Genomic DNA, 24,594 nt, shown 5'->3' with positions numbered 1-24,594 from the left:
CGCTGGATGCCGGACATGACTCACCGACGCGATCTTGGTTTCTGGGATGAGGGCCGCGACCTCGCGGACGCCGCCCTCTATGCCGACGCGCTCGGCCAAGATCCCCGCGTGCTGCCGCCTGTCGCCTTTCGCTCGCTGCGGTTCAGCCAGCTTGAAGACGAAGCCGTGTGGACGCGCGACTGGATCTGCGTCGGCGCCCATGAAGCCATTGCGGAAAAAGGCGATCTTCTTCCCTTCACCGTCGGCACTCACGGCGTGCATGTGCAGCGCACGGAGAGCGGAATCGTGGCGCGGTTTAACAAGGCACAGCACGGCGGATGCCGCGCCGTGCCGCTGCAGTGCCAGACCGGAGCGAAGACCAAATGCTCGTTCACGTCTTGCGGCTACAGCCGTGACCGAGGCGCGATCCAGGCACGCGAGCTCGGCGACGGCACGCCCGAGATGCACCAGTATCTGGGCCTTCGTCCGGAACGGTTGCTGACCACGCATGTGCGGAGCTGGGGGCCGCTGATCTTCGTCAATCTGGACGTCACCCCAGCGTGGCCGGACGGGGAGCTCGCGGCTCTCGGCCGGAGGGGAGGGTTCTTCGGCCCTCACAAACCCTGCCGCTCGGACGAGGTTTGGCTCGAATACGCCGCGAACTGGAAGCTCATGGGCCAGAGCCTGGCAACTGGCGCGCCGGTGATTGCCGAACGCGATCTGTGGATGTTCGCCGATACCGCCCTGTCCGATGGCACGGCCGCGCACACGGCCTGGCTGTTCCCCAATCTGGTCCTGATCGGCACGGCGAGCAGCACCGCCGTCGTGACGTTGCAGCCGACCTCCATGGGGCAGACCTTGTGCCGGCTCTCGACCTATGGCGCTGACCCGCGAGGCGACCGTCTCTTCTGGCGCGACGAAATCAGGCTCCGTGCCGAGCGCGCGGAGGTCGAGCATGACGAGCTCGCCCGCTGGGGAACCCAGCATCACCCGCAGACGATCGGCGCCCCGCTGCGGCTGCAGCGGGAGGCGCAGGGGGCATGGATGCAAAGCGCCATTGCAGCGCGCTTCACCCGCATGCCGCGCGAGGAATTCCCGCAACCGCTTTACCAGAATCCGAGGGGCTGAGACATGCTATCGCTGGATCTCTCCACCGAGGACGTAACGGCGCTTGGCGCTGCCATCGCGGCCTATAAGCGCTGCGATTACGACGAGGCGTTCCGGCGGTTCTCGCAGCTGGCCGATGAGGGCCACCCGGACGCGAAGACGTGGCTCGGCGCGATGTACGCCAATGGCGAAGGCGTGAACGCCTCGCTGGCGCGCGCCTTCGCCCTTTATCTTGAAGGCGCGGAGGCCGGCAACCTGCTCGCGCAGACCAATGTGGGGGCGATGCTTGCGATGGGGCACGGCACGCCCCGCGACATCCCCGCCGGCGTCCGCTGGCTCGAAAAGGCGGCGCAGCGCGGGGACGTTTTCGCCCAGTACAATCTGGCAACCCTTCTCTCGAAGGGCGAGGGGCTGCCGCCAGACCACGCCACGGCAGCGCGTTGGTATCGATCTGCAGCCGAACTCGGGCACTACCCCTCGCAGGCGCGCCTCGGCTTCATGTATGCGAATGGCGTCGGTGTATCCAAGGATCGCGTCGAAGCGTTCACTTGGCTGTCTCTTGCCGCGCAGCATGGCGTGGGAGCCGCGCTGACGGCGCTCGAGGCGATCGCGTCGCAGATGTCGTCCGACGAGAAGCGGGCGGGAAGCACGGCGGTCGGGCGCTGGCGAAGCCGCACCGCGGAGACCTCCTGCCACGCGCGTCTCAACCCTCTTCCCGGGTGACGCGGATGGTGTTCAGTCCTCAACAGGTCAAGTTTGAATTCCTGAGTTACATCAAGGAATTCGGGGGGAAGCCTGCCGATTGGTGCGTCGGGTGCGCCGATGATCCCACGCACGAGCTCTTCACGCGTCACGCGGTCGATGCCGAGAGCGACATTTGGCTGTGGAAGCCGACGCTGTCGGCGGCCGCGGCGCGCATCGTGTTTCGCTACCTGACGGAACAGCTCCACGTTAACGCGTCAGATGCGCGAACGGGCCGCTGCATTTTCCTGTTCAAGCGCGGCCTGGTGGAAAACCGGGCATCCACGCCGTCATGCCGGGGAGACACCTAGATGCGCGGTGCGGCAGGTCTCCCGGCATACAATTCGAGCCCTTGCAGGGCTGGCACATCGTCATTTTCAGGAAGCTGATCATGCTGCTTGTCAATCGCGTACTTGGAAACCGGCTGGACGAGGACTTCGCCGACCCGATTCATCACCTTGAACATCACGGCGAGGTCGAGTGGCTGCTTCTTCCCGCCGCCGAACTGGCGCGGCGGCGTTTCCGCGCGGTGACGAGCCGCGGAGCCGAGGTCGCGGTCGCGCTGCCGCGGGACGAGCCGCTGACCGATGGCGCCGTGCTGCTGTTTGAAGCGCATCGGGCGATCGTGGTGAAGGTTGATGCCGAGCGCTGGCTTCGGATCAAGCCTCGGGATCTCGCGACCGCGCTGGAGCTCGGCTATCACGTCGGCAACCTGCACTGGCGTGTACGGTTCGCGGCTGGTTCCATCGATGTCGCGCTTGAGGGACCCGAAGAGACCTACCTGGCCCGGCTCGCCTCCCTCGGTCTTGATACCCGGATCGAGACGAGCCCCCGCGCGGCCGACGAGGTGTCATGCTGAGCCTCGTCGCAACGCTCTGGCAGGCGGATTCGGCTTTCCCTAATGGTGGATTTGCCTTTTCCAACGGAATCGAAGGTCTGGCTGAGCTTGGCCAGCGCCTCGATCGTGAAGGGTTGATCGACGTCCTGGCCATGACGCTGACCCATCGCTGGATGGGGATGGATCGCATCGCCGTATCGATGGCGTTCGGTGCCGGCGACGATATGGCTCGCCTGGCGGAGATCGATCATCGTTTCGACGCCGCGACGATTTCCGCCTTGCAGCGGACGGGATCGCGCCGCAACGGGCTGGGGTTCCTGACGGCGCATGCACGAATTGGCACCGGCGCTGCCGCGGAACTGAAGCGGCAGGTCGAGACGGGCCGGATGCAAGGCCACCTTCCGATCCTCCAGGGCGCGATATGGCGGGCCTGCGGGATCGACGAGCGCTCCGTCCTCGCCGCCTCCGCCTATGGCGTCGCCGCCGGCATGACCAGCGCCGCTGTCCGCCTCAGTCTCATTGGCGCCGTGGAAGCCCAGCGTTGCCTCGGCGCGACGCTGCCGCTGATGGCGCGACTGGTGGAGGAGGCGGGCCCCGCCAGTTCCCTCTCATGCGACGATTTCGAGAGCCTCACACCAATGCTCGACATTGCCACCATGCGGCATGCGACGTCGGAGGTTCGGCTGTTCTCGAACTGATCACGTTCCCATCCGCAGGAAGAAAAACATGCTCCTGACCCCGACGGAACTCGAACGCCTGACGATCTTCACGGCGGCGGAACTGGCCCGCAAGCGTCGCGCGCGGGGGCTGAAGCTCAACCACCCCGAGGCCGTTGCCCTGATCACCGACGAAATACTCGAGGGCGCGCGGGACGGCCGCAGCGTGGCGGAGATGATGGGCTTCGGCTCGACGATCCTGACCACCGAGGACGTCATGCCCGGTGTGGCGTCGCTGATACCGATCCTTCAGGTCGAGTGCGGGTTCCGCGACGGCACCAAGCTGGTCACGATCCACGAGCCGATCCGCCCGCGCGAGGGAGCCGACGCGGACGCGCTCGAGCCGGGCGCGCTGCTGCCGCTGGACGGCGAGATCGAGCTCAATGCCGGACGCGAGCGCATCGAGATCACGGCGGTCAATACCGGCGATCGGGCCATACAGATCGGGTCGCATTTCCACTTCTTTGAAGTGAACAAGGCGCTCGAGTTCGACCGGTCGAAAGCCTATGGCAAGCGCCTCGACATCCCGGCGGGCACAGCCGTGCGCTTCGAGCCCGGACAGAGCAAGACACTGATGCTGGTGGCCTTCGGCGGCGAGCGCAAAATCAGCGGTTTCAACAATCTCAGCGATGGCACCGCAGATGTCGCTGATGCGTTGCGCCGGGCCCGCGACGCCGGCTTCAAGGGAGCCTGACCATGGTCAAGATGCTACGCAGAGATTACGCCCATATGTATGGGCCGACGGTCGGCGACGGGATCCGGCTGGGAGACACCTCGCTGATCGCCGTGGTCGAAAAGGACCACACGATCTATGGCGACGAATGCCTGCATGGTGGCGGCAAGACGCTGCGTGACGGGGCAGGGCTTGCCGCCGGCGTCACGTCCGCGGAAGGCGCGCTGGACATGTTGCTGTGCAATGTCGTGGTGATCGACGCGGTGCTCGGCATCGTCAAGGGCGACCTCGGCATCAAGGATGGCAAAATCGTCGGCCTGGGCAAGGCCGGAAATCCGGCGATCATGGACGGCGTCGATCCCCGCCTCATCGTCTCGCAGGGAACTACGGTGCGCGATTGCGAGGGACTGATCGCCACGGCCGGCGCCATCGACGTGCATGTGCATTTCGACAGCGCCGGCCTGTGCGCACATGCCATCTCCAGCGGCATCACCACGATGATCGGGGGCTCGCTCGGCCCCATCACCGTCGGCATCGATTCTGGCGGTCCGTTCAACACGGGCAAGATGTTGCAGGCAGCCGAGGAGTGGCCGATCAATTTCGGCTTCCTCGGCCGAGGGAACAGCCACAAGCCCGCTTCGCTCGTTGAGCAGATGCGGACCGGCTGCCTCGGCCTCAAGCTGCATGAGGACTGGGGCTCCATGCCGGCGCCCATCGACATGTGCCTGCGTGTTGCCGACGAACTCGATTTCCAGGTGCAGATCCACACGGATACGCTGAATGAGAGCGGGTTTCTGGAGGACACGCTGGCGGCCATCGGCGGGCGCACCATTCACATGTACCACACTGAGGGTGCCGGCGGCGGGCATGCGCCGGACATCATACGGGTGGCAGGGATCAGCAATTGCTTGCCCTCGTCGACCAACCCGACCAACCCCTACACGGTCAACACGTTCGACGAACACCTCGACATGACGATGGTGTGCCACCACCTCAACCCGGCGATCCCAGAGGACGTCGCCTTCGCCGAAAGCCGCATCCGTCCGCAGACCATCGCGGCCGAAGACGTGCTCCACGATCTCGGCGCGATCTCGATGCTCGGCTCCGACAGCCAGGGCATGGGACGGATCCACGAAGTGATCTGCCGGACATGGCAGCTTGCCTCGAAGATGAAGGACCAGCGCGGGCTCCTGCCGGAAGACGTGCCGGGCAGGGGCGATAACGCCCGCATCAGGCGCTATATCGCCAAATACACCATCAATGCCGCCCGCACCTTTGGCATCGCCGCACATATCGGCTCGCTCGAAGACGGCAAGATGGCGGACATCGTGATCTGGCGTCCAGGCTTCTTCGGCATCAAGCCGGAACTGGTCGTGAAGGGTGGATTCATCGCCTGGGGCGCCATGGGCGATTCCGCGGCCTCGCTGATGACCTGCGAGCCCATGCTGCTGCGCCCGCAATGGGGAGCCTTTGGACGCGCCGCGCCGGCCCTGTCGGCGTGCTTCGTCCACCCTCTGGCGATTGAGGAGGGACTGGGATCGGCGCTCGGTCTCTCCAAGGCGCTGCTGCCGGCCAGCGGCACACGCTCGCTTACAAAGCAGGACATGATGCTGAATTCGGCCTGCCCCGATATTCGCGTCGATCCGCAGACCTTCGAGGTTTTCGTCGACGGCACTCTGGCCACCTGCGAGCCCTATGACACGCTTCCCCTCGCACAGCGGTACATGCTGCGATGAACATGATCGACCAACATTCCGCCGAAGAGGCGACGGGTCGCGCGGTGGCGGCGCGCGTGGGCATCGGCGGACCGGTCGGCTCTGGGAAGACGGCCCTGATCGAGGCCCTCATTCCGGTGCTTCATGCACGCGGGGTCGACCTTGCCGTGGTGACGAACGATCTCGTGACCAAGGAGGATGCCGAGCGCCTGCGGCGCTCCGGCCTCATTGACCCGCATCGCGTGTCGGCGGTGGAAGCGGGGGCCTGCCCGCATACCGTCATCCGCGAAGATCCCACCCTGAACATCGCGGCCGGGGACGAGCTGGAAGCCCGCTTTCCCGGCGTCGAGCTGATCCTGTTCGAATCCGGCGGGGATAATCTTGCCTCGACCTTCTCGCTCGATCTGGTCGACTGGTGGATCTTCGTCATCGACGTGGCCGGCGGCGACGACATTCCGCGCAAGAAGGGGCCGGGAACGCTGCGTTGCGACCTGCTGGTGATCAACAAGCAGGATCTCGCGCCCCATGTCGGTGTCGACCTGCCCCGCATGCTGGAAGAGGCCCGGACAGTCCGTTCGCAACGGCCCGTCATCTTGACCGATGCCCGCCGGGGCAGCGGGGTGGCGGACGTCGCCGAGCACATCATGAGGGCGGTGCTGTTCCGATGAACGCCCCGCCCCGAATGGCCGGTCTGCAACACGCCGGACCGATCACTCCCGCAACGTCGGGTGCGCGCGATGTGACGGCGCAGCTGCATTTCATCCGCGGTGGTGGCCGCACCGTTCTCGTGCGACAGCATGTTCCCTACCCGTTTCACATCACCCGGCCTTTCTCACTCGACCGCGATCTGCCGGATCTGGCCACGCTCTACCTGCAGTCCTGCTCGGGCGGTCTGTACACGGGCGACCGGCTGATGCTCGACATCGACGTCAGCAGCGGCGCGCAGGCCCATGTCACCAGCCAGGCCGCGACGGTCGTCCACCGCACGGCGGGCGACGAGGCCCGCTTTTCGACAGCAGTAAGGGCCCGAGCCGATGCTCTGCTGGCCCTGACCAACGACCCCTTCATTCTCTTTCCTGACGCTTATCTCTGTTCCAGGACAGAGGTGACGCTGGCGCCGGGCGCGCGCGTCATCCTTGCCGACGGCTTCGCCACGCACGACCCGGGGCAGTGCAGCAGACCCTTTGGCAGGTTGCGCACGGAACTCTGCGTTCGCGACGAGAGCGGACGAATTCTGGTCTGGGATCGGGGTGCCATCAGTGGCATTCAATTCGCCGGCGCCGCTTCGCCGCTCGGCCCTTATCGTTCGATGGGCAGCGTGGTGGGGCTTGGCACCCGGCGATCGGATGTCGATGTTGCCGTCTTGATGAAGCAGCTCGACGCTCTGGGCTGTCGTGTCGGTATGAGCGAACTTCCCAATGGATGCGGGATCGCCGTGCGATGCCTCGCGCCGACCGGAGGTCATCTCGCGCGGGGCATGGCTCATGTCTTCGCGGCGGTATTCGAAGCGTTGACAGGCCACGTCCCGCACCCGCTTCGGAAATAATCCGGTCTGAAGCTGCGGGTGCCCCGCTTTCGTTTCCGTCGGACGGGCCGAACGAAATCTGCATCCGACAAGGCCATGATCGCCATCCCTGCCGACCGCCGGGGCAGCAAGCCGCGCGTCGAGGCCAACATCAAGGCCAACAAAATCCCTGAGATGCGGTGGTGCTGGCTGATGCGAGCTAAGAAGGCCGGAGAGCCAGCTATCCAGCCATTTCAATATCTAGCGAGGCTGGATGGGGAAAATATGAGATCATCCGAAGAGTGAGGTGATGGCTCGCCGGGGTCGACGAAGATGCGAATTATGAATTCGCCATAGCACTACGACTGGACACGCCACAGCCGCAGCAAATGCGAAAACGTGACCGGGACCGCGCGGAAGCACTACGCCTTGCCGGCGGGCCGCCACCATCCCTTCGGGATCGCGCTGTGGCCCTGGCGCGAGAGCGGGGCGAGGTAAGGACCCGCGATCTCACGGACATTGGCATTCCGCGATGCTATCTGTCGAAGATGTGCGAGGAAGGCCTGCTGGTGAAAGTCAGCTACGGACGGTATCGAGCCGCGCTTCTGAAGGTAGCCTGATCTCAAACCGCACCATGTTCGCCATAGGCCCGGGCCGCTTCGATGACCTCGCCGATCTGTCCCTCGCGCAGAGCGTCGATCGGACGCTTGCTGCCGAGGCGGGCATCGCCGGTCAGCATGAAGTTGAGCCGCATCCAGGGCTCGTCGATCGCGAACGCCTGGACCACGGCGCTGACACCGGGAAGCAGCCCACCATTGGCGATCTGGAAGGCCGGATAGGCGCGCTCGCCATCAATATCGAGCCACAGCAGCGGCAGCGCTTCGAGTTCTGCGGTCGGGATGCCGATGCTGTTCGCGAATTCATCAGGCGCCAGGGCCCCGCCTTCCATGTGAAGCAGGGTGCGCTTCATGGCCGAGCCGCGCGCGAAAGCCTCGGCCAGGATGGCGGTGTCGGCGGTCACTCCTGCTTCCATGGCTTTCTCCCAAGCACTGGCGTCGGTCCGTGGGCTCACGCACAACGTACAACATACAAAGAAGCGGCGCCGGAGCCAGAAGTCGTCCGTGGGCGCGCCGGCCGAGATGGCGCACCCACGGACTTCCTTATGCCGGTCCGTCAGTCGTTCAAATGGTTCTCCGGAGATGCCGCCCTGACCGTTCCGTTATTGGGGTCGGACGTCGATCGCACGATCCCTTGATCCGCCCAATGCTGGAGATCTGAAATGGCATAGACCACGCGCCCGCCGAGCTTTCGGTAGAGCGGGCCAGTGCCGTAGCTGCGGTGCTTTTCCAATGTTCGTGGCGACAGGCCTAGGAAGCGCGCCGCTTCGACGGTTCGCAGAAAACGGGGCGGCAGGTTGACGGGTAATCGTGACATGATCGTCTCCTCATGATCGCACGCGGAATGACGTGCAGAGGAGAGCGAAGCGGAACGACGGCTTCTGAAGAACCGTGTGTCCGGAGCTTCGCTCAACGCCTGAGGGTGCCGCGGTGCAGGGTTTAATTGCCCTATTCGCCGCATTGGATGCGGCGAATAACCTTGCGCCTGCGGAGAATATCCACCATATTCGCCGCAAGGAGCGCGGAGAATATGGCGACTTATATCCATGAGCTTGAAGGCTGGCCAAGGTTCGAATGGAACAGCCCGAACCTAACTGAGCAGTTGGCCGCCGTGCGCCATCGGCAGGGCCGGTTGCTGGGACGTATGGAAGCGCTCGGTTTCGACCTGCGGGCCGAGGCCGTCCTGCAGACCCTGACCGAGGACGTGCTCAAATCCAGCGAGATCGAGGGCGAGATCCTCGACAAGGAGCAGGTGCGGTCTTCCATTGCCCGCCGCCTCGGCATGGACATCGGCGCGTTGACCCCGGTCGACCGCGACGTCGAAGGCGTGGTCGAGATGATGCTCGACGCTACCCAGAACTATCGGGCGCCGCTCACGGACGAGCGGCTGTTCGCCTGGCATGCGGCGCTGTTCCCGACTGGGCGCAGCGGCATGACGAAGATCATTGTCGGTGCCTGGCGCGATGAGGCGTCGGGACCGATGCAGGTCGTCTCCGGTCCCATAGGCCGCGAAAAGGTGCACTATGAAGCGCCGACGGCAACGCGGCTCGATGGCGAGATGGCAAGCTTCGTCGGATGGTTCAACGACGACACGCCGCTCGACCCCGTTCTGAAGGCGGCGGTTGCCCATCTGTGGTTCGTCACCATCCATCCCTTCGAGGACGGCAACGGCCGGATCGCCCGCGCCATCGCCGACATGATGCTGGCGCGATCGGAAGGCAGTCCGCAACGCTTCTACAGCATGTCCGCGCAGATCCGTCTGGAGCGGAAGAACTACTACGCCATTCTCGAGCGGACCCAGAAGGGCGACCTCGACATCACCGCTTGGCTGCAATGGTTCCTGGCCTGCCTTGATCGGGCGTTCGACGGCGCCGAGAACATTCTCGCCAATGTCCTTCGCAAGGCGCGTTTCTGGGAGGCGATGGCCGGGCAGCCGCTGAACGAGCGCCAGCGCAAGGTTGTTAATCGTCTGCTGGATGGCTTCGAAGGCAAGCTCACCTCCTCGAAATGGGCGGTGCTTGCGAAGATCTCGCCCGATACGGCCCTGCGCGACATCAACGATCTCGTGGCGCGTGGCGTGCTTGTGAAAGACGAAGCGGGTGGGCGCAGCACGAGCTATTCGTTGACGAGGCTGGATGGCGACGAGCCACGCCGCGCCTAACGGGTCTTCTACGAAATTTGGCGGGGGACAGCGCCGTAGGTCGCATTTTGGCAAGAAATCCGCGACCGTGTCATCAGGAGGCCAAGGCACGCATGGCTGCGCTGGACGACGTCGAGGCGCTTGAAGACCTACCGCTGAGAGGTTGTTTGGCATCGTCGCCTAGCCTGCCCAGCGTGAGCTGCCAACGAAGTCGTAGTCAGTCCAAGGTCCTCGCGACCTCCTTCGCAAGACGCACGATTGTTTCCGCGTTGAGCTCCTTGGCGCAGGCCCACGCCGTTGCTGTGAACTCGGACGTCTCATCATAGAGGCCATCCAGATCCTTGCAGAGGTCTTTCAGGCGGTCGTCCGCGTCGGTGTTGTTCTGGTGACGTTGGGCTTCGACGATGCCGCGCAAAGCCTTCAGCCTGCGCTCGCAGCTGCGCCATTTGTCACGCCGGCCTTCGCAGAGTTTCTCGGTATCCAAGTTGAGAACCTTCACCGATAGCTTGACCCTAAGCGCCGCCACGACGTCCCTGGGGTCAGCGCAGGTCGGCTCGCCAGCCCCATTGAAGGTGAGGAGGTCCGGGTCGCCCCAACGGACGGGATCCAGGATCAGGGGGACCTCCAAATCGGTCGACGGATTGGCGACCGTGGCTCGAGCCGTCTCATCGTCGAGGGGGAAGTCGTTGGACTTGGCGATATTGGGCATGCCGCCGCACAGGCGCATGTTCCGCCAGTCGAACGCGAGCCAAGGGTAGAGGCTCTTGGGACGGTAGTGATCGACATGCCAGTAAGACACCCTGTCCTTAGCTTCTGAATACCAGCATTTTCCGAAAGACAGTGTTTCGAGAGCAGGCTTCAGGTCACTCCAGACATTACTTCGACTGTCGATGTAGTCACTGGCCGCCTTCCCGCTCTTCTGGGCCGCAGCGCCGGCGGCGGTGTCAGCTCTCGCCTGCCAAGCGGCGTCGATCGCGCCCGCTGGATAGTTGATGTATTTCACCGAAGACCCTCGACGATCTCCTGCATGAAGCGATTTTGCGCTTCGATCTCCTCAGGTGTGTAGGGACCGCGCTCTTCCTTGTCGGTTCGATGCAGGGAGCGGAGGAAGTCTTCGAAGATGGGATCGCTGCTCTGGTAGGCTAGGCCCAGTGAGTCCAGGACGTTGTTCAGTCTGAACAACTCGGCGTCTTCCAGCGCTGTGCGCGTGGGCAGGGCGAGCAGCGCGTTGCGGTCATCCACTAGCTTCTGCGTCTCGGCATCCAGCGTCGTTGCCATGCCGAAAATCTGACGAAGCACGCCGGACACGCCTAGCCCCTTGGGATCGACGGCAGGCTGCGCCGCCTTCACCTCGGTGTCACGGCCCCTGAATAGGACCTGCACCTGAGACTTCTCCAGACCAGCGATCGTCAGAGGGTCGTGGCTGGTCATGATGACGTGGCAGTTCTCGTTGCGACCAGCGACCTCCTTGATGAAGCTCAGGTAGTTCCATTTCCAGGCCGGATTCAGATGTGTGTCCGGCTCGTCAAGGAGGAACAGGGACTCGTCATGGGCGGCGAACCGCATCATCCCGAGGACACTGAGCAACTGCTTCTCGCCGTCGCTGATCTCGTGAAACGGGATAGCCTCTGAAGCGCCCTCCCGCGTGACCCAGATCCGGATCGTCCGCACGAGGTCCGAGAGATCGAGGGTTTCCAGATAGGCGAAGAAGGTCTGCTCGTCGCCGAACGGCGCGGCGAGCGACCGGAGCGTCTCCTCGTTCCTCAAGTAGATGTACATCTGCTCTTCGGACGCGCCCGTCCGGCGATAGTCTTCCGAGACGCTTTCCTTGTGCCGGATCGGCGCAAGGGAGTGGATCCAGAGACCATCGAGCAGCTTGCGAACAATGCCTCGGGCGTACCAGAATCGGCTGTCAGACTTGGCCAGTGCGTCGCCGACCGGTTTACGCTTGCCCCACTCGGTCCGGCGGAGCGTGAGCAGGGCGGAATCAAACTGACCAACGCTCAGGTGTCGCTTCAGGAACGCCTGCGCTTCGTTGTCGGCGAAGGCGAAATAGGTCAGGAGGGCCAGCGCGCCATAGCGTTCTCGGACGTAGAACAGCCGGCGCAGTGAGGACGTCCTCGGGTCCAGCTTCTCATCGGCCCCGGCTTCGATGGCTGCGTCATAGAACCGGCGCTGGGGCGGATCGAAGATGGCGCGCAGCCGGTCGGACTCGCCGGAGTAATAGCCGAACACGTGGTTCGGCAGGAATTCGCTGTCTCGTGTGCGGATGACACTCATCGGTGTAGGCGCGCCATCGACCGTCGCGATGGTGGTCGCCGGGTCCGAGTAGTGATGGTCGATACAAACCTTGCTGCCCTTGCACTGATAGGTGATTTCGTATGCGAAATCCGTTTCCCGTTCCCGGCGCGGATCGTCGAGGTCCCGGAAGATTGTCGCAAGAGCTTCCAGAACGTTGGACTTGCCGGTCCCGTTCTGTCCGATGATGACGGTCTCCAGCTGCGACGAGTCGAAGTTCAGATGGACGTCACGAAGGTTTTTGAAGTTCCGAACCGCGAGATGGTCAATGCGCAAGCAGGCTCTCCTTGTCGCTCGATTCGGCCAGGCGGCCTGCCGCCAGCTCGTCGCGGATACGCCGGTAGAAAATTTCGATGGGAAGACCGCTCAGCTTCCACAAGGCGTCGGCGCGCATGGCGCCGCCGGCCTCGCGCACTGCAGCGGTTATCTGATCTGCGGTCATGGAGGGGTCCGGGTTAGGCGAGGTTGCAGGGGAGGCCGACTTCGGCGCTCTTTTGGGCTTCGAGCGCTTGCGCTCCACTTCGAGGACGCGTCGCGCCTCGGCGATGTCATCCAGGAGCGACTGGGCGGACACGCTTGAGACTCCGCCCGCACCGCCCAAGGCGCCCGACATTGCCTGGGTGATCGTGCGCACGACGAGGCCGTCCGCGACGCCCATGGCGCGTGAGGCCTCGGACGCGAGCATGTCAGCGCGATAGAGCAACCGCTTGATACGAGCTGTGATGGCCTGCTGCTCCTCGAGCGGTGGCAGGGCGATATGCAAGGCGCGCAACTCGGGGAAATAGATTGTTGTGTGAGTCGACCCTCTGCCGAAACGACGGATGCCCTTTCCCTCGGCCATTAGCGCATACATCAGATATTCCGGCATCAGGGCTGGGGAGCAGGTCCAAGTGACGAAATCCTGGCTTGTCGCCATGGGGCGCCCGAGCAGAGTGACGTAGCCTACGGACGCCGTGCGGGACAGACAGACCGTCCGGGCAGGAAGGACGCGTGCGGATGATGCGTCCAGGCCAGCCGCCGTGATGGTCTGCGCGGTCCGGTCGATGACCCCACCATGATGTTTGCGGGCGTCGCGAATGCCAAGCCAGGCGACGTCCCCGTCCCAGTACTCGGGGTGTCGTCGGCTTGGCGTGTGTCCGGTTTCCTGGCGCGCCAGTCGCAGGAGGGGCGTCCATCGCCAGCCTGGGGGCAGGGGAGATCCCGGATCGTTGACGGCGATCGCCGCCTGACCGGCCATCCGCGTGTCCGTCGCCACGCGCCCGCCCGGGGCCTGGGTCGGCGCCGGTACCCGCTCCAGAAGGGCGTCGACGGTCTCGACGTCGGGGGAGGTCTCTCGCCAACGCGCCGTCAGCTGGCCGGTCACACCGGCCTTCAGGCCGCTGACCTTGAGCGCGTTCGCCGCCCTGGGCGCGAGCTGCGCTTCCGACCTGGCGTTCTGGGACCGGGCCATGACCGTCCGGATTCGTTCGACAAGCGCCACCTGCACATCTTCGGGCGGGAGGGGCAGGGGGGCGGTGCGCAGGACGGCGAGATTGATCCTGATCCGTCCGACGCCCTTGCCATGCTCCGAGAAATAACGCGCAAGCGGCGGGCTGTTGAGCCAGAACATGATGAGGTCGCCGCTGACTCGAGGGTGAAGCCTCGAGCGGAAGCAGTCGGCCTTCACGATCGCAGGGCCGAGGTCTTCGGGGACGAGGCAGGACCGACCGAGCGGATCGCCCAAGGCGGCGGTCAAAATATCTCCAGCCCGGGCTTCATGCCGACGCAGCGCGGGAAACCGGCGCGCATCCACATAGGCCTTGTCCGCGTCGTTGAACCTGGCGACGTTGACGTTGTTGAGCCGGATCACGCGGCATCCCTCTGAGGTGTAGTCGCTGGACTTCAGAGCGCTTCCAAACGGGCCGTCGACGATTGCGCCGGGCGCCGGATGGAGCAGATCCTCAAGGGTGCACGTTGTCCAGTCCGCCGGAAGGGTCATTCCAGTTCATCCCAGGTGACATTGTCATCGCCCAATTCGTCGATGAGGGACCGGATCTCGCCCAAGGCCGAAACCAGATGGCGCTCAACGACAGCGGCGACCTCATCAGGAGAGGCGGACTCGAGCGCCTCGTCCTGGCTCTCATCCTCGTTCAGCCAGACGACGTACAGGTCGTCGCCGCGTTCTGCGATCGCCTGGCGGCTGAACCGGCGGAAGCGCCCGTTTGGCCCATCCTCCTCGCGCCGCGACTGACCCAGGGGATCGTCGCCGAATGCTGTGCTGAACGCGTTCAGGCCAGAGGCGAAGTCTCCTCCGCTTCGGTCACTTCCGGACTCGGCGGCCCGAAGATCGTAGATCCAGACCGCTTCCGTGGCCCCCTCAAATGGAGGTGAAACTGGCCGGCTAAAAAAGAGCACATTGGTTCTGACGCCCTGAGCGTAGAAGATTCCGGTGGGCAGACGCAGGATCGTGTGCAGATTGAAGTCCTGCATCAATGTTTGGCGCAACGCCTTGCCCTTGCCCCCCTCGAAGAGGACGTTGTCGGGGACAATGACCGCCGCCCGCCCTCCTGGAGCAAGCGCCCGCATGCAATGCTCCACGAATGGCAGCTGGAAGCTTGCGGATTTCGCGGTGATGGAGAGGTCTTCGCGCGAGGACACGCCGCCGGACGGCCCGAATGGGGGATTCGAGAGGATGACGTCGGCTTTCTGAAACTCAGGAGAGGCTCCGAGCTGAGACAGGGTATCGCCCATGAGCACGTGCTCCGCCTCGATCCCATGCAGATAGAGGTTCATGCAAAGCAGACGATAGGTGTCCAGCACGTTTTCCACGCCGCGCAGGGCCTGGTTGCGCTGGAATGCCAACTCCTCGTCAGACCCTCGCCAACCGGAACGCAAAGCGCGATCCGCCGCGATGAGAAATCCGCCGGTGCCGGCTGCAGGATCCTGCACAATCTCGCCGGGGCGAGGTGCGAGCAGCGAAACGATGTTGTCGACCAATACGCGAGGCGTGAAGTACTGACCCGCGCCGCGCTTGGTCTCTTCCGCGTTCTTCTGGAGCAGTCCTTCGTAAGCGTCGCCGAACGCGTCCCGTTCTTCCGAGAACCAGTCAGAGCCATCGATGGCATCGACGAGCCGCCGTAGCGTTGCTGGGTCCCGCACAACGGTTACGGCTCCTGCGAAGACCGCTTGCATGGTCCGGCTGTGCCGAGACGTGCCAAGCATTGCGAGCGTCTGGCGGTAGCGATCTAGAATCGCATCGTCCGAGCTGCTTAGGAGGTCGCTCCAGCGGTGTCCCTCGGGTATCGCTTGGCTTTCGGCCTGCCGCTCGGAAGCGAGCTTGAGGAAGATCAGATAGGTAAGCTCGGTCACGTATTGGGGATAGGTCACCCCGTCCTTGCGCAGCAGGCTGCAGAGTCGCCAAAGGCGGGTCACGAGGTCGGAATAGGGCGTCACGCAGTTTGTCCTTGCACCCGGTACGGGCGGTTACCCCTCTTCGTAGAAGGTCGTTCGGCTGAGTGAAAGTCGCCTTCTGGCGAAGCCCCTAGCCTTACTGCCAGCGGGGATCGTGATCGAGAACAGGGACACGCGCCAGCTTGTTGAGGCCGCTGTACCATGCTTGAGCCATCACGGGGTCGAACTGTAGGCTGTCGCCGATCTCTAGCCCCAGCGGCATGCAGCCCCAATTGCCAGGAAGACCGGGCCTTCCAGGACCCTTCGGCTGGGTAGATTGACTGGATGTGCAATCTGTACAGCCTCTCGCATCGGCTTCAGGCCATCCTCGGGATAGTCGCAGCTATGACCAAGGACATCGGCAAGTTTGGACCGATGCCGGCCATCTTCCCGGACTATTAGGCGCCCATCCTTCGCGCGTAGTCGGACGGCTCGCCTCCCTCGCAGCCCTCGAAGATACGCTGGCCAGATCGATCCGGCTTACGCTCTCCCACCACGCTCTGAAGAGCGCCGTGTGGGCGAAACTGAAGCCCGGCCTCGCCGCCTATCCGGACATTAAGGTCGAGACGATCCGAGACAACGCCGATATCACCTGCTGACACCCCCTGCATTGACGAGGTGCATGAACGTCCGTCTTGGGCTGGGTGCCAACGTCCGCTGCTGGCGCAAAGTCGAAATCCACCGCCGATCACCTGTCTTTCCACGCCATGGCCGTCTTTCCACGCCATGGCCGCCGATTCTGCGAAGGGTGGTCTGAAGGGGTGGGCGACCGTGGTGCGCAACGCTATTGTACGCCTGTCTTCGATCGGTCTCGCGGTCCTGCGATGGCTATGCCAGCAGGAGCGTAGAGGATCGTAGCGTAGGGAAACATCGCACGCTGGCGCGCAATATCGCGCTCTGGCGTACAAAAGGCGATGGCTCCCTGAGCAGGACAAGAAAAAATGACTTATCATCATGATAATAAATGTTAATCTTATGGTGAATTTTCCAAGATACCAGCTTAAATACCAGCTTTGAGGCGATCCGCTCGACAGTAGGCGCGCCGAGAGGCGCGACCGGAATCGCGGCCATCTGCCACACAAACATTCGCGATCGGGAGCGGCTTGACGCGAACGGCGACGGTTCGCTAATGTCAGCATGTCAAAAGCGCTGGGCAGTAGGCACGCGCAAGGATTGGGCAAGAGGCCCGCCAGACGAAGTGGAAACTTCGGGGCGGCCTTTGTCTGTTATGGCGGAGGCGTCCCCTATAATTGGGGCCTCTGTCGATGAACAGCCAGACTAACGCTGATCTTGAACTGATCCCGCTTCGCAGTGACGAGCGGAGACGCCTTCTCCCGCTGGGCGTGACCAAGCTTTACGAAGAAATCGATTCGGGTCGTCTGCCAGCGGTGAAGCTAGGCGCAAGGACGTACCTACGGCGTGGCGACTTGCGCCGGTACGTCGAGGGCTTGCCGCGCGTTGGCAGCGCGTGAGGGCCGCATCATGCCGCCCCACCTTTCCGCTGTCGAAGCGATAGCTGCCGCCCTCCATGCTCGCCGTCTTGATCCTTGCCTTTGGCCGAATGGAATCGGTCGCCTCGTGCTCGCCGCGATGACCGGCCTCGAAGAGGTAGCGCCCCGGTGAACATCATATCCGCTCGTGACCTTCTCTCGCGGGAGTTTCCGCCGGCCCGGTTCATCGTCGACGGCATTCTTCCCGCTGGTTTGACCCTGCTCGCAGGTCGACCGAAGCTCGGAAAGTCCTGGCTCGCGCTCAATATCGCCGCCGCCGTCGCTAGCGCCGGCACTGTGCTCGGCCGCGATGTCGACAATGGTGCCGCTCTGTATCTCGGCCTCGAAGACGGCGAGCGCCGGCTGCAAGATCGCCTGCGCCGCCTCTTGGTCGGAGCCAACGTGCCGGAGCGGTTGGCGTTGGCGACCGAATGTCGGCCGCTCGGGGATGGTGGTGAGGACGATATCCGCCAATGGATCGTCCGCAGTTCGACACCCCGCTTGGTTGTGGTCGACGTGCTTCAGCGCATTCGAGCGAAGGGCGCCAAGGGCGCCCGGCTCTACGCCGACGACTATGACGCGACCCTCCCGCTCAAGGCGCTTGCCGATGAGTTTGGAATCGCTGTCATCGTGGTCACTCATACCCGCAAGAGCGGGGCAGACGAAGACCCGCTTGACGCCATCAGCGCCACGACGGGCCTCGTTGGCGCTGCCGACCACGCACTTATCCTCGACAAAAGTTCGAAGGGCGCAACCCTCTACGGCAGGGGCCGGGATGTCGAGGCATTCGATCTGGCCCTACAATTCGACGGGAACGCCTGCCGCTGGCGGGCGCTGGGCGACCGCGATGAAATCCAGCGCTCGGATACGCGCAACACCATCCTCGCCGCCCTCAAGGCGGCTGGGGAGCCGATGAGGCCGGCAGAAATCGCCAAGGCGTCGGGACTGTCCGATGATGTCGTCAGGCAGCGCTTGGGCTCCATGGTCGAAGCTGGCGAGGTCGAGAAGCTCAAGCGCGGCCTCTACTCTACCCCCATCACAATCGTCACACCTGTCACTTCTTCCCCTCTCCTTCGTGACGGTTGTGATGGAAGTGATGGGGGTATGAGGGGGCGCCCTCAGGCTCGCCCCCGGCTGACTGACCAGACGGGGAGCGCGGCATGATTATCTACGCTCCTGTGATTGATCATCAGGTGCGGCTTGTGCTCGATGCCCTCGTGCTCGACGGAGCCCGGTCGCCCGCCGAGGTTCGTATATGCACGGGCTTGTCGTTGCCGATCATCTGGCGGTGCATAGATGACCTTCGGCTGACCCGGTGCGTTACCATCGGGTGCATTCATCCCGGCTCGGTGTCCCCGACGCCATCGGGCGTCGCCGTCGAGCACGCTCGCCTCGCCGAGCTTAACCGCCGCTGGCTCGCCGACGCCGGGCCACTCCCGGAGGGGGCGTGACCATGGCGAAGCGTGGCCAGAAGGTCACAGGTGTGGCCGGTCAAAGGTACTTCCCCGCTACCCCCAGCGCGGGGGACCGCCGCCCCAACGGGTCGCTCGCTGCAAACTCCGCTAAGGGGGCACCGCCGCCTCTGGGAGCGTTGGTGACGGCCGATGAGCTCGGGGCGCTGCTGGGCATCGCCCCGCGCACGGTGCGGGAACTCGCCTCCCGCGACCTCGTGGTGAAAGCCGGACGGGGGCGCTATGACGCCCCCGGCTCCATCCGAGCATATTGTGAGCATCTGAGATCCGTTGCCGCCGGCCGCGCCGGGGACGCGCACGCCGGGCTCGCGACGGAACGGGCTCGGCAGGCCAAGGAAGCTGCCGACGCGCTGGCAATGCGGAATGCCGTCGCGCGCGGACAAATGATCCCGGTCGCTGACGTTAAGGCAACATGGGCGAGCATCTTGACGGACGTGCGTTCGGCCATTCTCGCCGTTCCTACCCGGCTCCCAGAGCTGACGCGCGATCAGGCCGGGACGCTTGATCGTGAACTGCGCACTGCGCTGGAAACCCTCGCCGATGGCTGATCTTGCTGAACTGCGTCGTGACGCGCTGGCGGCCCTCAGGCCACCCGCCAAGCTCGACCTCGCCGAATGGGTCGAGGCGAGCGTGCATCTTCCAGCGAGCATCGCGGCTCATCCCGGTCGCATGAGACTCTGGCCCCATCAGGTCGCCATCGCCCGCAGCATGGGCGATCCCGCTGCCGAGCGGGTCACTATCCTTAAGAGCGCGCGCGTCGGCTATACGAACTTGATGATCGCGGCGCTGGGCCACTTCGCGGCCAACGATCCTTGCCCCGTGCTCTGTGTCCTGCCCGCCGATGCGGACTGTCGCACCTTGATGACTGGCACGATCGAACCGACCTTCGCCGAGTCCCCTGTGCTTCGATCGGCCCTGACCGCAAACGTCACCGGCCGCGACAATATGCTGTCCCGCCGGTTCGCCGGTGGATCGCTCCTGCTGGTGTCGGCGCGAGCACCGCGCAATCTGCGCGGACATACCGCACGGGTTCTCCTGCTGGATGAAATCGACGCCTTCGAGGTGGACGTGCGAGGCGAAGGCGATCCCGTCGCGCTGGCCGAACGCCGGACCGCGACGTTCGCAAACCGGCGCATTATCGCCGGCAGTACGCCGGTTCATGAAACCACCAGCCGGATTTGCCGGGCATATGAGCGCAGCGACAAACGCGTGTTTGAGCCGGTCTGTCCTGCTTGCGGCGAGCACCATGAAATCCGCTGGGTGCAAATCCGCTGGCCGGATGGCCGGCCCGAAGCGGCGCACTGGGCGTGTCCCTCCTGCGGCGGGATCGTCGAAGAAGCTGACAAGCCGGCCTTCATTGCCTCCGGGCGCTGGCGAGCGACGCAACCGGAAGTGATAGGACATCACGGTTATCGCCTGTCGGCGCTCATTAGCACCTTGCCGAATGCCGCATGGCCACGTCTCGCCGCCGAGTTTCTGGAAGCTAAAAAGGCGCCGGAGACGCTGCAAACCTTCGTCAACACAGTGCTCGGCGAGCCGTGGCGCGAGAGCGCCGACGATCTGGACGAGGGTGAGCTCGCGGCCCGCGCCGAACCGTTTTCGCTCGGTTCGATTCCTGCCGACGTGCTCTTCATCAGCACCGGCACCGACGTCCAAGATGATCGCCTCGAAACCGTGATTCTCGGCCATTCCCGCACCGAGACCTTTGTCCTTGACTATCACACCATTTGGGGCCGGCCGGATGATGACCGGACGTGGCGCGACCTCGACGACCTTCTGCGCTCGACATGGCCTCACCCACTTGGAGGCCGGATCGGCGTCGATGCCGGTGCGGTCGACGCAGGCGATGGCGAATGGATGGACAAGGTTCAAGCGTTTTGCGCACCACGGTTCGGCCGACGCATCGTCGCCATCAAGGGTGCGCAAGGCAATCGACCGATCATCACCGCATCGAAGTCGAAGGGCTCACGGCTCTTCATCGTTGGTGTCGACGGGCTGAAGGCCACGATCATGGGCCGGCTGAAAGCGGGCCGCAGCATCCGATTCAGCGATGGCCTTCCGTCTCGCTTCTTCGAGGAATTGACCAGCGAGCACCGGGTGACGCGCTATGTGCGAGGCCAGCCGGTGCGATTGTGGGAGCGCATACCGGGAAAGCGCGCCGAAGCGCTCGATGGCTTCTGCTACGCGCTTGCCGCTCGCGCGCTTATCACGACGAACGATGTCCGCCGTGAAGAGGATTTGAAAGGCGCGCCGCCCGCGAAGGCGTCGCCGAGCGTGATCAGATCGAGCTGGATGGAGCGGTAGTTACTCATTCCTATTCTGGAACCAAGAGACATCTTCGTCTCCATCTTCGTAACGATTTCCATAGAGAAACCATCCGCAAAATAGATCAGCCGCCTCGTACGCTTTCATTTCAAGAGGTATTCGATCTGCCGCCCAGACGGCGGTGGACATGGTATTTCGAGCGAGGTCTTCAAAATTCATGAAATGGTTCGAATCTTTACCTTCACGAACCGCTTTGTGCGTAACGACTGCAAGTGTTGCTGTCTGAACGATCCAGAGGAATTTCTCTGCCTTAGTCAGTGAATTGTCGTCGGTCTTGGTCATTTCGCCCCGTCCCGTTGAGATTGTAACGGTAGCAGCACCGCATCGTTACGTCAGTTGCCTTGATCGCTAACTTGGATGAAATCGCAAATCTGCAATGTCATGCGGCGATATACTAAGTTTTAGATGCATGTGAGCAATGATTTTCGTTGCGCGGTACCGGCGAACATGATTCGTTCGTTTGCATGTTCGCCACGATCAAGCGCATGTTTTCCGGTTCAGTTGGCACTCGCGCATATGAAGGCGCGGCGAGCGGCCGGCGCACCTTCTCGATCGGCCGCTTCGGGCGGGTGAATGCCGAGGTCGGCGCCGCCGGTCAGACGCTCGCGGCCCGCTCGGCGCATCTCGCCGAGAACAATCCCTTGATCGGCAACGGCATCGCGAACCTTGTCGGCGAGACGATCGGCACCGGCATCCGGCCTTCCGCCGAGCCCCGGCTTGTCGAGCAATTCGACCGCTGGGCGGAAACGGCCGATGCGGATGGGCGCACCGACTTCTTCGGGCTGCAAGCCGCCGTGTTTCGCGATGTCGTGGTGCGCGGCGAGGCGTTCATCCTCGCGATGCTGGCGGATGACGGCCTGAAGCTCCGGCAACTGGATGTCGAGCAGGTCGACCGCTCGCTGACGCGGACGATCGAGGGCGGCACCATCGTGCAGGGCATCGAGTTCGACACCACCGGACGACGCATTGCCTACTGGATCAGCCCCTTTCGCGAGGACAATTTCGCCGGCTGGGCCGCCCCGGTGCGGGTCGACGCCGGCGACGTCTTCCATGTGTTCCGGCCGAGCTTCCCCGGTCAGATACGCGGCGTGCCGTGGACGGCCTCGATCATCTTGACCGCCAATGAGTTCGACAAGCTCACCGACGCTTTGCTGATGGGCGCCAGCGTCGCGGCGATGTTCGCGGGCTTCATCTCGGATCAGAACGACGTCACCGGCGGCGAGGATGCGTTCGGCGATGATCCTCAGCCGTCGATCGAGCCGGGCACGCTGGTCCGCCTGAAGGGCGGGCAAACCGTCACCTTCGCCACGCCGGAGCAGGCCGAAGCGGTCACCGACCTGCTGAAGACGCAGATTCGTGCGCTCGCCGCCGGGCTCGGGATTCCCGCCTTCATGCTCGACGGCGACCTCACCGGCGCCAACTATTCCAGCTTGCGGGCCGGTCTCCTGCCGTTCCGGCGCCGGACGGAGCAGTTCATCTATGGCACGTTCGTGCCGCAGTTCCTGGCCCCGGTCTGGCGGCGCCTGATGGTGCTCGACGGCGAGCCGGAGGCGCGGGCCGAATGGATCGCCCCGGCGCCGCTTCAGGTCGACCCGGCCAAGGCGGTGGAAGCCGATCTTGCGGAGATCGCCGCCGGCCTCGCCTCCCGCCGCCAGAAGGTCAACGAACGGGGCTGGAACATCGCCGAGCTCGACGCCGAGATCGCCACCGATCGGGTGCGCGAGGCGCGGCTCGGCCTGTCCTTCTCCACCGTGACGCCGAAGCCGGGAGCCGCCGAATGACCAACATCACCCGCCGCCTGCCGGCTGACACCCGCCCGTCGAGTTGGTCCGAAGCGGATCGGACCTTCGACGCGGTGATTTCGACCGGCGCCGCCGTCCGCCGCCGCGACGCGCGCGGAGCCTACACGGAACTGCTGGACCTTTCGGCGGTCGAGCTCGGCACCCTCGCGGGTCTCCCGGTGCTCGACAATCACCGGCAGGGCAGCGCCCGCGACGCGATCGGCGCCATCGTCACCGCCAAGCGCGAGGGCGGCGCCATCGTCGCCCGCATCCGCCTCGGCATGGCGGCCGATATCGCGCCCATCGCCGAGCGCGCCCGCGACGGATTGCTCTCCGTCTCGATCGGCTACCGCGAGGCGGCCCGCGTCGAGCGGACGGAAGCAGGCGAGCGGATCGTGACCGTCACCCCTTCCATCTTCGAAGCCAGCCTTGTCGCCGTGCCGGCTGACCGGCAGGCCAAACTCAGGAGCCAGCCCGTGGCCGACGATCCCAACGATATCGAGTCTCCCGCTCTTGCTCCGGCGATGCCGGACGCCGATCAGGCACGCATCCGCTCGCTTGGCGAACTGGCGGACCTGCCGCCGTCCTTCGCCGAGGGGCAGATCGCCGCCGGCGCCACCGTCGAGCAGGCGCGCAGCGCCGCCCGCACGGCGATGATCGAGCGGTCTCGCCAGACGCCGACGATCCGGGTGCAGGCGCCGCCGCAGGATGATCCGGCGGTGCGGCTGCGCGCCATGGGCGACGCCCTCGACGCCCGGCTCGCCGGCACCGCGCCCTCCGAAGCGGCCCGGCCGTTCATCGGCGCCAGCCTGCGCGACCTCGCAGCGGATTGCCTTCGGGCTCGCGGCGTCTCGACGCGGGGCATGAACCCGGATGAGCTGTTCCGGGCGGCGCACACCACCTCCGACTTCCCCCAGCTTCTTCAGGGTGTCGGCGCCCGCACGCTGCTGGCGAGCTACACCGCCGCCGCTTCGCCGCTGAAGCAGATTGCCCGGCAGGGCTCGCGGGCCGACTTCCGGGCCGGCTCGACGCTGAAGCTCGGCGAACTGTCGGCGCTGTCCAAGGTGACGGAGAGCGGGGAGATCAAGGCGGTCTCCCGGTCGGAAGCCGCCGAGAGCTATGTGCTCGACACCTATGCCGGCATGTTCGCGATCACCCGCAAGGCGCTGATCAATGACGACCTCAATGCCTTCGCTGATTGGTCGCGGGCGGCCGGACAGGCCGCCGCCGCCACCGAGGCCGGGGTGCTGTGGTCGCTGCTGTCGCAGGCGAGCGGCGCCGGGCCGGTGATGAACGAGGACACCAAGCGGCTCTTCCACGCCGATCACGGCAACGCCCTGACCGGAGCCGCCCTCAGCGTTCCCTCCCTCAGCGCCGCCCGGCTGGCGCTGCGCACCATGAAAGGGCTGGATGGCAAGACCGTCATCACCGTGACGCCGAAGTATCTCGTGGTCGGGCCGGAGCTTGAGACGATCGCCGAACAGGTGCTCGCCACGATCACCGCCAACACGGTCGCCGAGGTGAACCCCTTCGGCGGCGGCAAGCTGACCCTGCTGGTGGAGCCGCGCATCACCGATGATGCCTGGTACGTCTTCGCCGATCCGGCGTCGGCGCCTGTGCTGGAATATTCCTACCTGTCGAGCGCGCCGGGTCCGCAGATGGCGAGCCGGGAGGGCTGGGACGTCCTCAGCACAGAATATCGCGTGGTGCTCGACTTCGGAGCCGGCGCCCTCGACTGGCGCGGCGCCGTGCGCAATCCGGGCGCCTGA

At 64.5% G+C, this 24,594-nt stretch carries 26 protein-coding genes; 19 read left to right on the top strand and 7 right to left on the bottom strand.

Features of this window, described 5'->3' with window-relative positions:
• Positions 1 to 15: 15 nt before the first annotated feature.
• From AC1RU4_RS14080 to AC1RU4_RS14030, 11 genes are all read left to right on the top strand, one after another.
• Positions 16 to 1,107: a Rieske (2Fe-2S) protein gene (locus AC1RU4_RS14080; protein ID WP_492891719.1), complete on the top strand. Its 1,092-nt coding sequence runs from the start codon at positions 16 to 18 to the stop codon at positions 1,105 to 1,107.
• Between the two features lie 3 nt (positions 1,108 to 1,110).
• Positions 1,111 to 1,809 carry a tetratricopeptide repeat protein gene (locus AC1RU4_RS14075; RefSeq protein ID WP_492891718.1) on the top strand — a complete coding sequence of 233 codons (699 nt, stop codon included), beginning with the start codon at positions 1,111 to 1,113 and terminating at the stop codon, positions 1,807 to 1,809.
• Between the two features lie 5 nt (positions 1,810 to 1,814).
• The gene (locus tag AC1RU4_RS14070; RefSeq protein ID WP_492891717.1) at positions 1,815 to 2,138 is read left to right on the top strand and encodes a hypothetical protein; all 324 of its coding nucleotides are present in this window, start codon (positions 1,815 to 1,817) and stop codon (positions 2,136 to 2,138) included.
• Between the two features lie 80 nt (positions 2,139 to 2,218).
• Positions 2,219 to 2,686: an urease accessory protein UreE gene (ureE, locus tag AC1RU4_RS14065; RefSeq protein WP_492891716.1), complete on the top strand. Its 468-nt coding sequence runs from the start codon at positions 2,219 to 2,221 to the stop codon at positions 2,684 to 2,686.
• Entirely contained in the window at positions 2,680 to 3,363 is a 684-nt protein-coding gene (locus AC1RU4_RS14060; RefSeq protein WP_492891715.1) for an urease accessory protein UreF, read from the top strand. Before ureE ends, AC1RU4_RS14060 begins: the two co-directional genes overlap by 7 nt.
• Before the next feature lie 28 nt (positions 3,364 to 3,391).
• The gene (locus AC1RU4_RS14055; protein ID WP_492891714.1) at positions 3,392 to 4,075 is read left to right on the top strand and encodes an urease subunit gamma; all 684 of its coding nucleotides are present in this window, start codon (positions 3,392 to 3,394) and stop codon (positions 4,073 to 4,075) included.
• Positions 4,076 to 4,077: 2 nt separating this feature from the next.
• Positions 4,078 to 5,790, top strand: a complete 1,713-nt coding sequence (gene ureC / locus AC1RU4_RS14050; RefSeq protein ID WP_492891713.1) for an urease subunit alpha — start codon at positions 4,078 to 4,080, stop codon at positions 5,788 to 5,790.
• Positions 5,791 to 5,792: 2 nt separating this feature from the next.
• On the top strand, positions 5,793 to 6,437 hold the full coding sequence (ureG, locus tag AC1RU4_RS14045; RefSeq protein WP_492891712.1) for an urease accessory protein UreG: 645 nt from the start codon (positions 5,793 to 5,795) through the stop codon (positions 6,435 to 6,437).
• The gene (locus tag AC1RU4_RS14040; RefSeq protein ID WP_492891711.1) at positions 6,434 to 7,315 is read left to right on the top strand and encodes an urease accessory protein UreD; all 882 of its coding nucleotides are present in this window, start codon (positions 6,434 to 6,436) and stop codon (positions 7,313 to 7,315) included. Before ureG ends, AC1RU4_RS14040 begins: the two co-directional genes overlap by 4 nt.
• A 75-nt stretch (positions 7,316 to 7,390) precedes the next feature.
• The gene (locus AC1RU4_RS14035; RefSeq protein WP_492891710.1) at positions 7,391 to 7,579 is read left to right on the top strand and encodes a hypothetical protein; all 189 of its coding nucleotides are present in this window, start codon (positions 7,391 to 7,393) and stop codon (positions 7,577 to 7,579) included.
• An 83-nt stretch (positions 7,580 to 7,662) separates the two neighbouring features.
• Positions 7,663 to 7,893, top strand: a complete 231-nt coding sequence (locus tag AC1RU4_RS14030) for a type IV toxin-antitoxin system AbiEi family antitoxin domain-containing protein (RefSeq protein ID WP_492891709.1) — start codon at positions 7,663 to 7,665, stop codon at positions 7,891 to 7,893.
• A 2-nt stretch (positions 7,894 to 7,895) separates the two neighbouring features.
• Here the strand turns inward: AC1RU4_RS14030 and AC1RU4_RS14025 are convergent, their stop codons facing one another.
• Together AC1RU4_RS14025 and AC1RU4_RS14020 are read right to left on the bottom strand one after the other, a co-directional pair.
• Entirely contained in the window at positions 7,896 to 8,306 is a 411-nt protein-coding gene (locus tag AC1RU4_RS14025; protein WP_492891708.1) for a hypothetical protein, read from the bottom strand.
• 140 nt (positions 8,307 to 8,446) lie between these two features.
• A complete protein-coding gene (locus tag AC1RU4_RS14020; protein WP_492891707.1) occupies positions 8,447 to 8,707 on the bottom strand; it encodes a helix-turn-helix transcriptional regulator in 261 nt (86 codons plus the stop codon).
• 213 nt (positions 8,708 to 8,920) lie between these two features.
• On the opposite strand from AC1RU4_RS14020, the gene AC1RU4_RS14015 reads away from it, so the two are divergent.
• Entirely contained in the window at positions 8,921 to 10,051 is a 1,131-nt protein-coding gene (locus tag AC1RU4_RS14015) for a Fic family protein (RefSeq protein ID WP_492891706.1), read from the top strand.
• A gap of 196 nt (positions 10,052 to 10,247) precedes the next feature.
• Here the strand turns inward: AC1RU4_RS14015 and AC1RU4_RS14010 are convergent, their stop codons facing one another.
• Genes AC1RU4_RS14010 through AC1RU4_RS13995 form a run of 4 tightly spaced genes read right to left on the bottom strand, consistent with a single transcriptional unit; the run spans position 10,248 to position 15,760 of the window.
• The gene (locus AC1RU4_RS14010) at positions 10,248 to 11,033 is read right to left on the bottom strand and encodes an HNH endonuclease family protein (protein WP_492891705.1); all 786 of its coding nucleotides are present in this window, start codon (positions 11,031 to 11,033) and stop codon (positions 10,248 to 10,250) included.
• Positions 11,030 to 12,604 carry an AAA family ATPase gene (locus tag AC1RU4_RS14005; RefSeq protein ID WP_492891704.1) on the bottom strand — a complete coding sequence of 525 codons (1,575 nt, stop codon included), beginning with the start codon at positions 12,602 to 12,604 and terminating at the stop codon, positions 11,030 to 11,032. Before AC1RU4_RS14005 ends, AC1RU4_RS14010 begins: the two co-directional genes overlap by 4 nt.
• Positions 12,594 to 14,306: a restriction endonuclease subunit S gene (locus AC1RU4_RS14000; protein WP_492891703.1), complete on the bottom strand. Its 1,713-nt coding sequence runs from the start codon at positions 14,304 to 14,306 to the stop codon at positions 12,594 to 12,596. The genes AC1RU4_RS14005 and AC1RU4_RS14000 overlap by 11 nt, the downstream gene beginning before the upstream one ends.
• Positions 14,303 to 15,760: a class I SAM-dependent DNA methyltransferase gene (locus tag AC1RU4_RS13995; RefSeq protein WP_492891702.1), complete on the bottom strand. Its 1,458-nt coding sequence runs from the start codon at positions 15,758 to 15,760 to the stop codon at positions 14,303 to 14,305. Before AC1RU4_RS13995 ends, AC1RU4_RS14000 begins: the two co-directional genes overlap by 4 nt.
• 1,262 nt (positions 15,761 to 17,022) lie before the next feature.
• On the opposite strand from AC1RU4_RS13995, the gene AC1RU4_RS13990 reads away from it, so the two are divergent.
• The 5 genes from AC1RU4_RS13990 (at position 17,023) to AC1RU4_RS13970 (ending at position 21,023) form a co-directional block, all read left to right on the top strand.
• Positions 17,023 to 17,229, top strand: coding sequence for a helix-turn-helix domain-containing protein (locus AC1RU4_RS13990; protein ID WP_492891701.1), 207 nt, complete (start codon positions 17,023 to 17,025; stop codon positions 17,227 to 17,229).
• 147 nt (positions 17,230 to 17,376) lie between these two features.
• A complete protein-coding gene (locus tag AC1RU4_RS13985) occupies positions 17,377 to 18,411 on the top strand; it encodes an AAA family ATPase (protein ID WP_492891700.1) in 1,035 nt (344 codons plus the stop codon).
• Positions 18,408 to 18,698, top strand: coding sequence for a hypothetical protein (locus tag AC1RU4_RS13980; protein WP_492891699.1), 291 nt, complete (start codon positions 18,408 to 18,410; stop codon positions 18,696 to 18,698). Before AC1RU4_RS13985 ends, AC1RU4_RS13980 begins: the two co-directional genes overlap by 4 nt.
• Before the next feature lie 143 nt (positions 18,699 to 18,841).
• Positions 18,842 to 19,267, top strand: coding sequence for a hypothetical protein (locus AC1RU4_RS13975; protein ID WP_492891698.1), 426 nt, complete (start codon positions 18,842 to 18,844; stop codon positions 19,265 to 19,267).
• Positions 19,260 to 21,023, top strand: coding sequence for a phage terminase large subunit family protein (locus AC1RU4_RS13970; protein WP_492891697.1), 1,764 nt, complete (start codon positions 19,260 to 19,262; stop codon positions 21,021 to 21,023). The genes AC1RU4_RS13975 and AC1RU4_RS13970 overlap by 8 nt, the downstream gene beginning before the upstream one ends.
• Here the strand turns inward: AC1RU4_RS13970 and AC1RU4_RS13965 are convergent, their stop codons facing one another.
• Positions 21,024 to 21,326: a hypothetical protein gene (locus AC1RU4_RS13965; RefSeq protein WP_492891696.1), complete on the bottom strand. Its 303-nt coding sequence runs from the start codon at positions 21,324 to 21,326 to the stop codon at positions 21,024 to 21,026.
• A 182-nt stretch (positions 21,327 to 21,508) separates the two neighbouring features.
• Here AC1RU4_RS13965 and AC1RU4_RS13960 point away from each other — a divergent pair, with 182 nt between their 5' ends.
• Together AC1RU4_RS13960 and AC1RU4_RS13955 are read left to right on the top strand one after the other, a co-directional pair.
• Complete coding sequence (locus AC1RU4_RS13960; RefSeq protein WP_492891695.1) at positions 21,509 to 22,825, top strand: phage portal protein; 1,317 nt, start codon at positions 21,509 to 21,511, stop codon at positions 22,823 to 22,825.
• Positions 22,822 to 24,594 carry a prohead protease/major capsid protein fusion protein gene (locus AC1RU4_RS13955; RefSeq protein ID WP_492891694.1) on the top strand — a complete coding sequence of 591 codons (1,773 nt, stop codon included), beginning with the start codon at positions 22,822 to 22,824 and terminating at the stop codon, positions 24,592 to 24,594. Before AC1RU4_RS13960 ends, AC1RU4_RS13955 begins: the two co-directional genes overlap by 4 nt.

It is taken from the genome of Ancylobacter sp. GW821-FHT10E12 (assembly GCF_058809335.1).
The sequence above is the reverse complement of the archived record's forward strand: the minus strand, read 5'-3'. Positions and strand labels throughout refer to the sequence as shown.

Coding starts and splice junctions, on each gene's coding strand:
- AC1RU4_RS14080 (WP_492891719.1), top strand. CDS start 16: ATGACTCACCGACGCGATCTTGGTTTCTGGGATGAGGGCCGCGACCTC.
- AC1RU4_RS14075 (WP_492891718.1), top strand. CDS start 1,111: ATGCTATCGCTGGATCTCTCCACCGAGGACGTAACGGCGCTTGGCGCT.
- AC1RU4_RS14070 (WP_492891717.1), top strand. CDS start 1,815: ATGGTGTTCAGTCCTCAACAGGTCAAGTTTGAATTCCTGAGTTACATC.
- ureE (WP_492891716.1), top strand. CDS start 2,219: ATGCTGCTTGTCAATCGCGTACTTGGAAACCGGCTGGACGAGGACTTC.
- AC1RU4_RS14060 (WP_492891715.1), top strand. CDS start 2,680: ATGCTGAGCCTCGTCGCAACGCTCTGGCAGGCGGATTCGGCTTTCCCT.
- AC1RU4_RS14055 (WP_492891714.1), top strand. CDS start 3,392: ATGCTCCTGACCCCGACGGAACTCGAACGCCTGACGATCTTCACGGCG.
- ureC (WP_492891713.1), top strand. CDS start 4,078: ATGGTCAAGATGCTACGCAGAGATTACGCCCATATGTATGGGCCGACG.
- ureG (WP_492891712.1), top strand. CDS start 5,793: ATGATCGACCAACATTCCGCCGAAGAGGCGACGGGTCGCGCGGTGGCG.
- AC1RU4_RS14040 (WP_492891711.1), top strand. CDS start 6,434: ATGAACGCCCCGCCCCGAATGGCCGGTCTGCAACACGCCGGACCGATC.
- AC1RU4_RS14035 (WP_492891710.1), top strand. CDS start 7,391: ATGATCGCCATCCCTGCCGACCGCCGGGGCAGCAAGCCGCGCGTCGAG.
- AC1RU4_RS14030 (WP_492891709.1), top strand. CDS start 7,663: ATGCGAAAACGTGACCGGGACCGCGCGGAAGCACTACGCCTTGCCGGC.
- AC1RU4_RS14025 (WP_492891708.1), bottom strand. CDS start 8,306: ATGGAAGCAGGAGTGACCGCCGACACCGCCATCCTGGCCGAGGCTTTC.
- AC1RU4_RS14020 (WP_492891707.1), bottom strand. CDS start 8,707: ATGTCACGATTACCCGTCAACCTGCCGCCCCGTTTTCTGCGAACCGTC.
- AC1RU4_RS14015 (WP_492891706.1), top strand. CDS start 8,921: ATGGCGACTTATATCCATGAGCTTGAAGGCTGGCCAAGGTTCGAATGG.
- AC1RU4_RS14000 (WP_492891703.1), bottom strand. CDS start 14,306: ATGACCCTTCCGGCGGACTGGACAACGTGCACCCTTGAGGATCTGCTC.
- AC1RU4_RS13990 (WP_492891701.1), top strand. CDS start 17,023: ATGAACAGCCAGACTAACGCTGATCTTGAACTGATCCCGCTTCGCAGT.
- AC1RU4_RS13980 (WP_492891699.1), top strand. CDS start 18,408: ATGATTATCTACGCTCCTGTGATTGATCATCAGGTGCGGCTTGTGCTC.
- AC1RU4_RS13970 (WP_492891697.1), top strand. CDS start 19,260: ATGGCTGATCTTGCTGAACTGCGTCGTGACGCGCTGGCGGCCCTCAGG.
- AC1RU4_RS13965 (WP_492891696.1), bottom strand. CDS start 21,326: ATGACCAAGACCGACGACAATTCACTGACTAAGGCAGAGAAATTCCTC.
- AC1RU4_RS13960 (WP_492891695.1), top strand. CDS start 21,509: ATGTTCGCCACGATCAAGCGCATGTTTTCCGGTTCAGTTGGCACTCGC.
- AC1RU4_RS13955 (WP_492891694.1), top strand. CDS start 22,822: ATGACCAACATCACCCGCCGCCTGCCGGCTGACACCCGCCCGTCGAGT.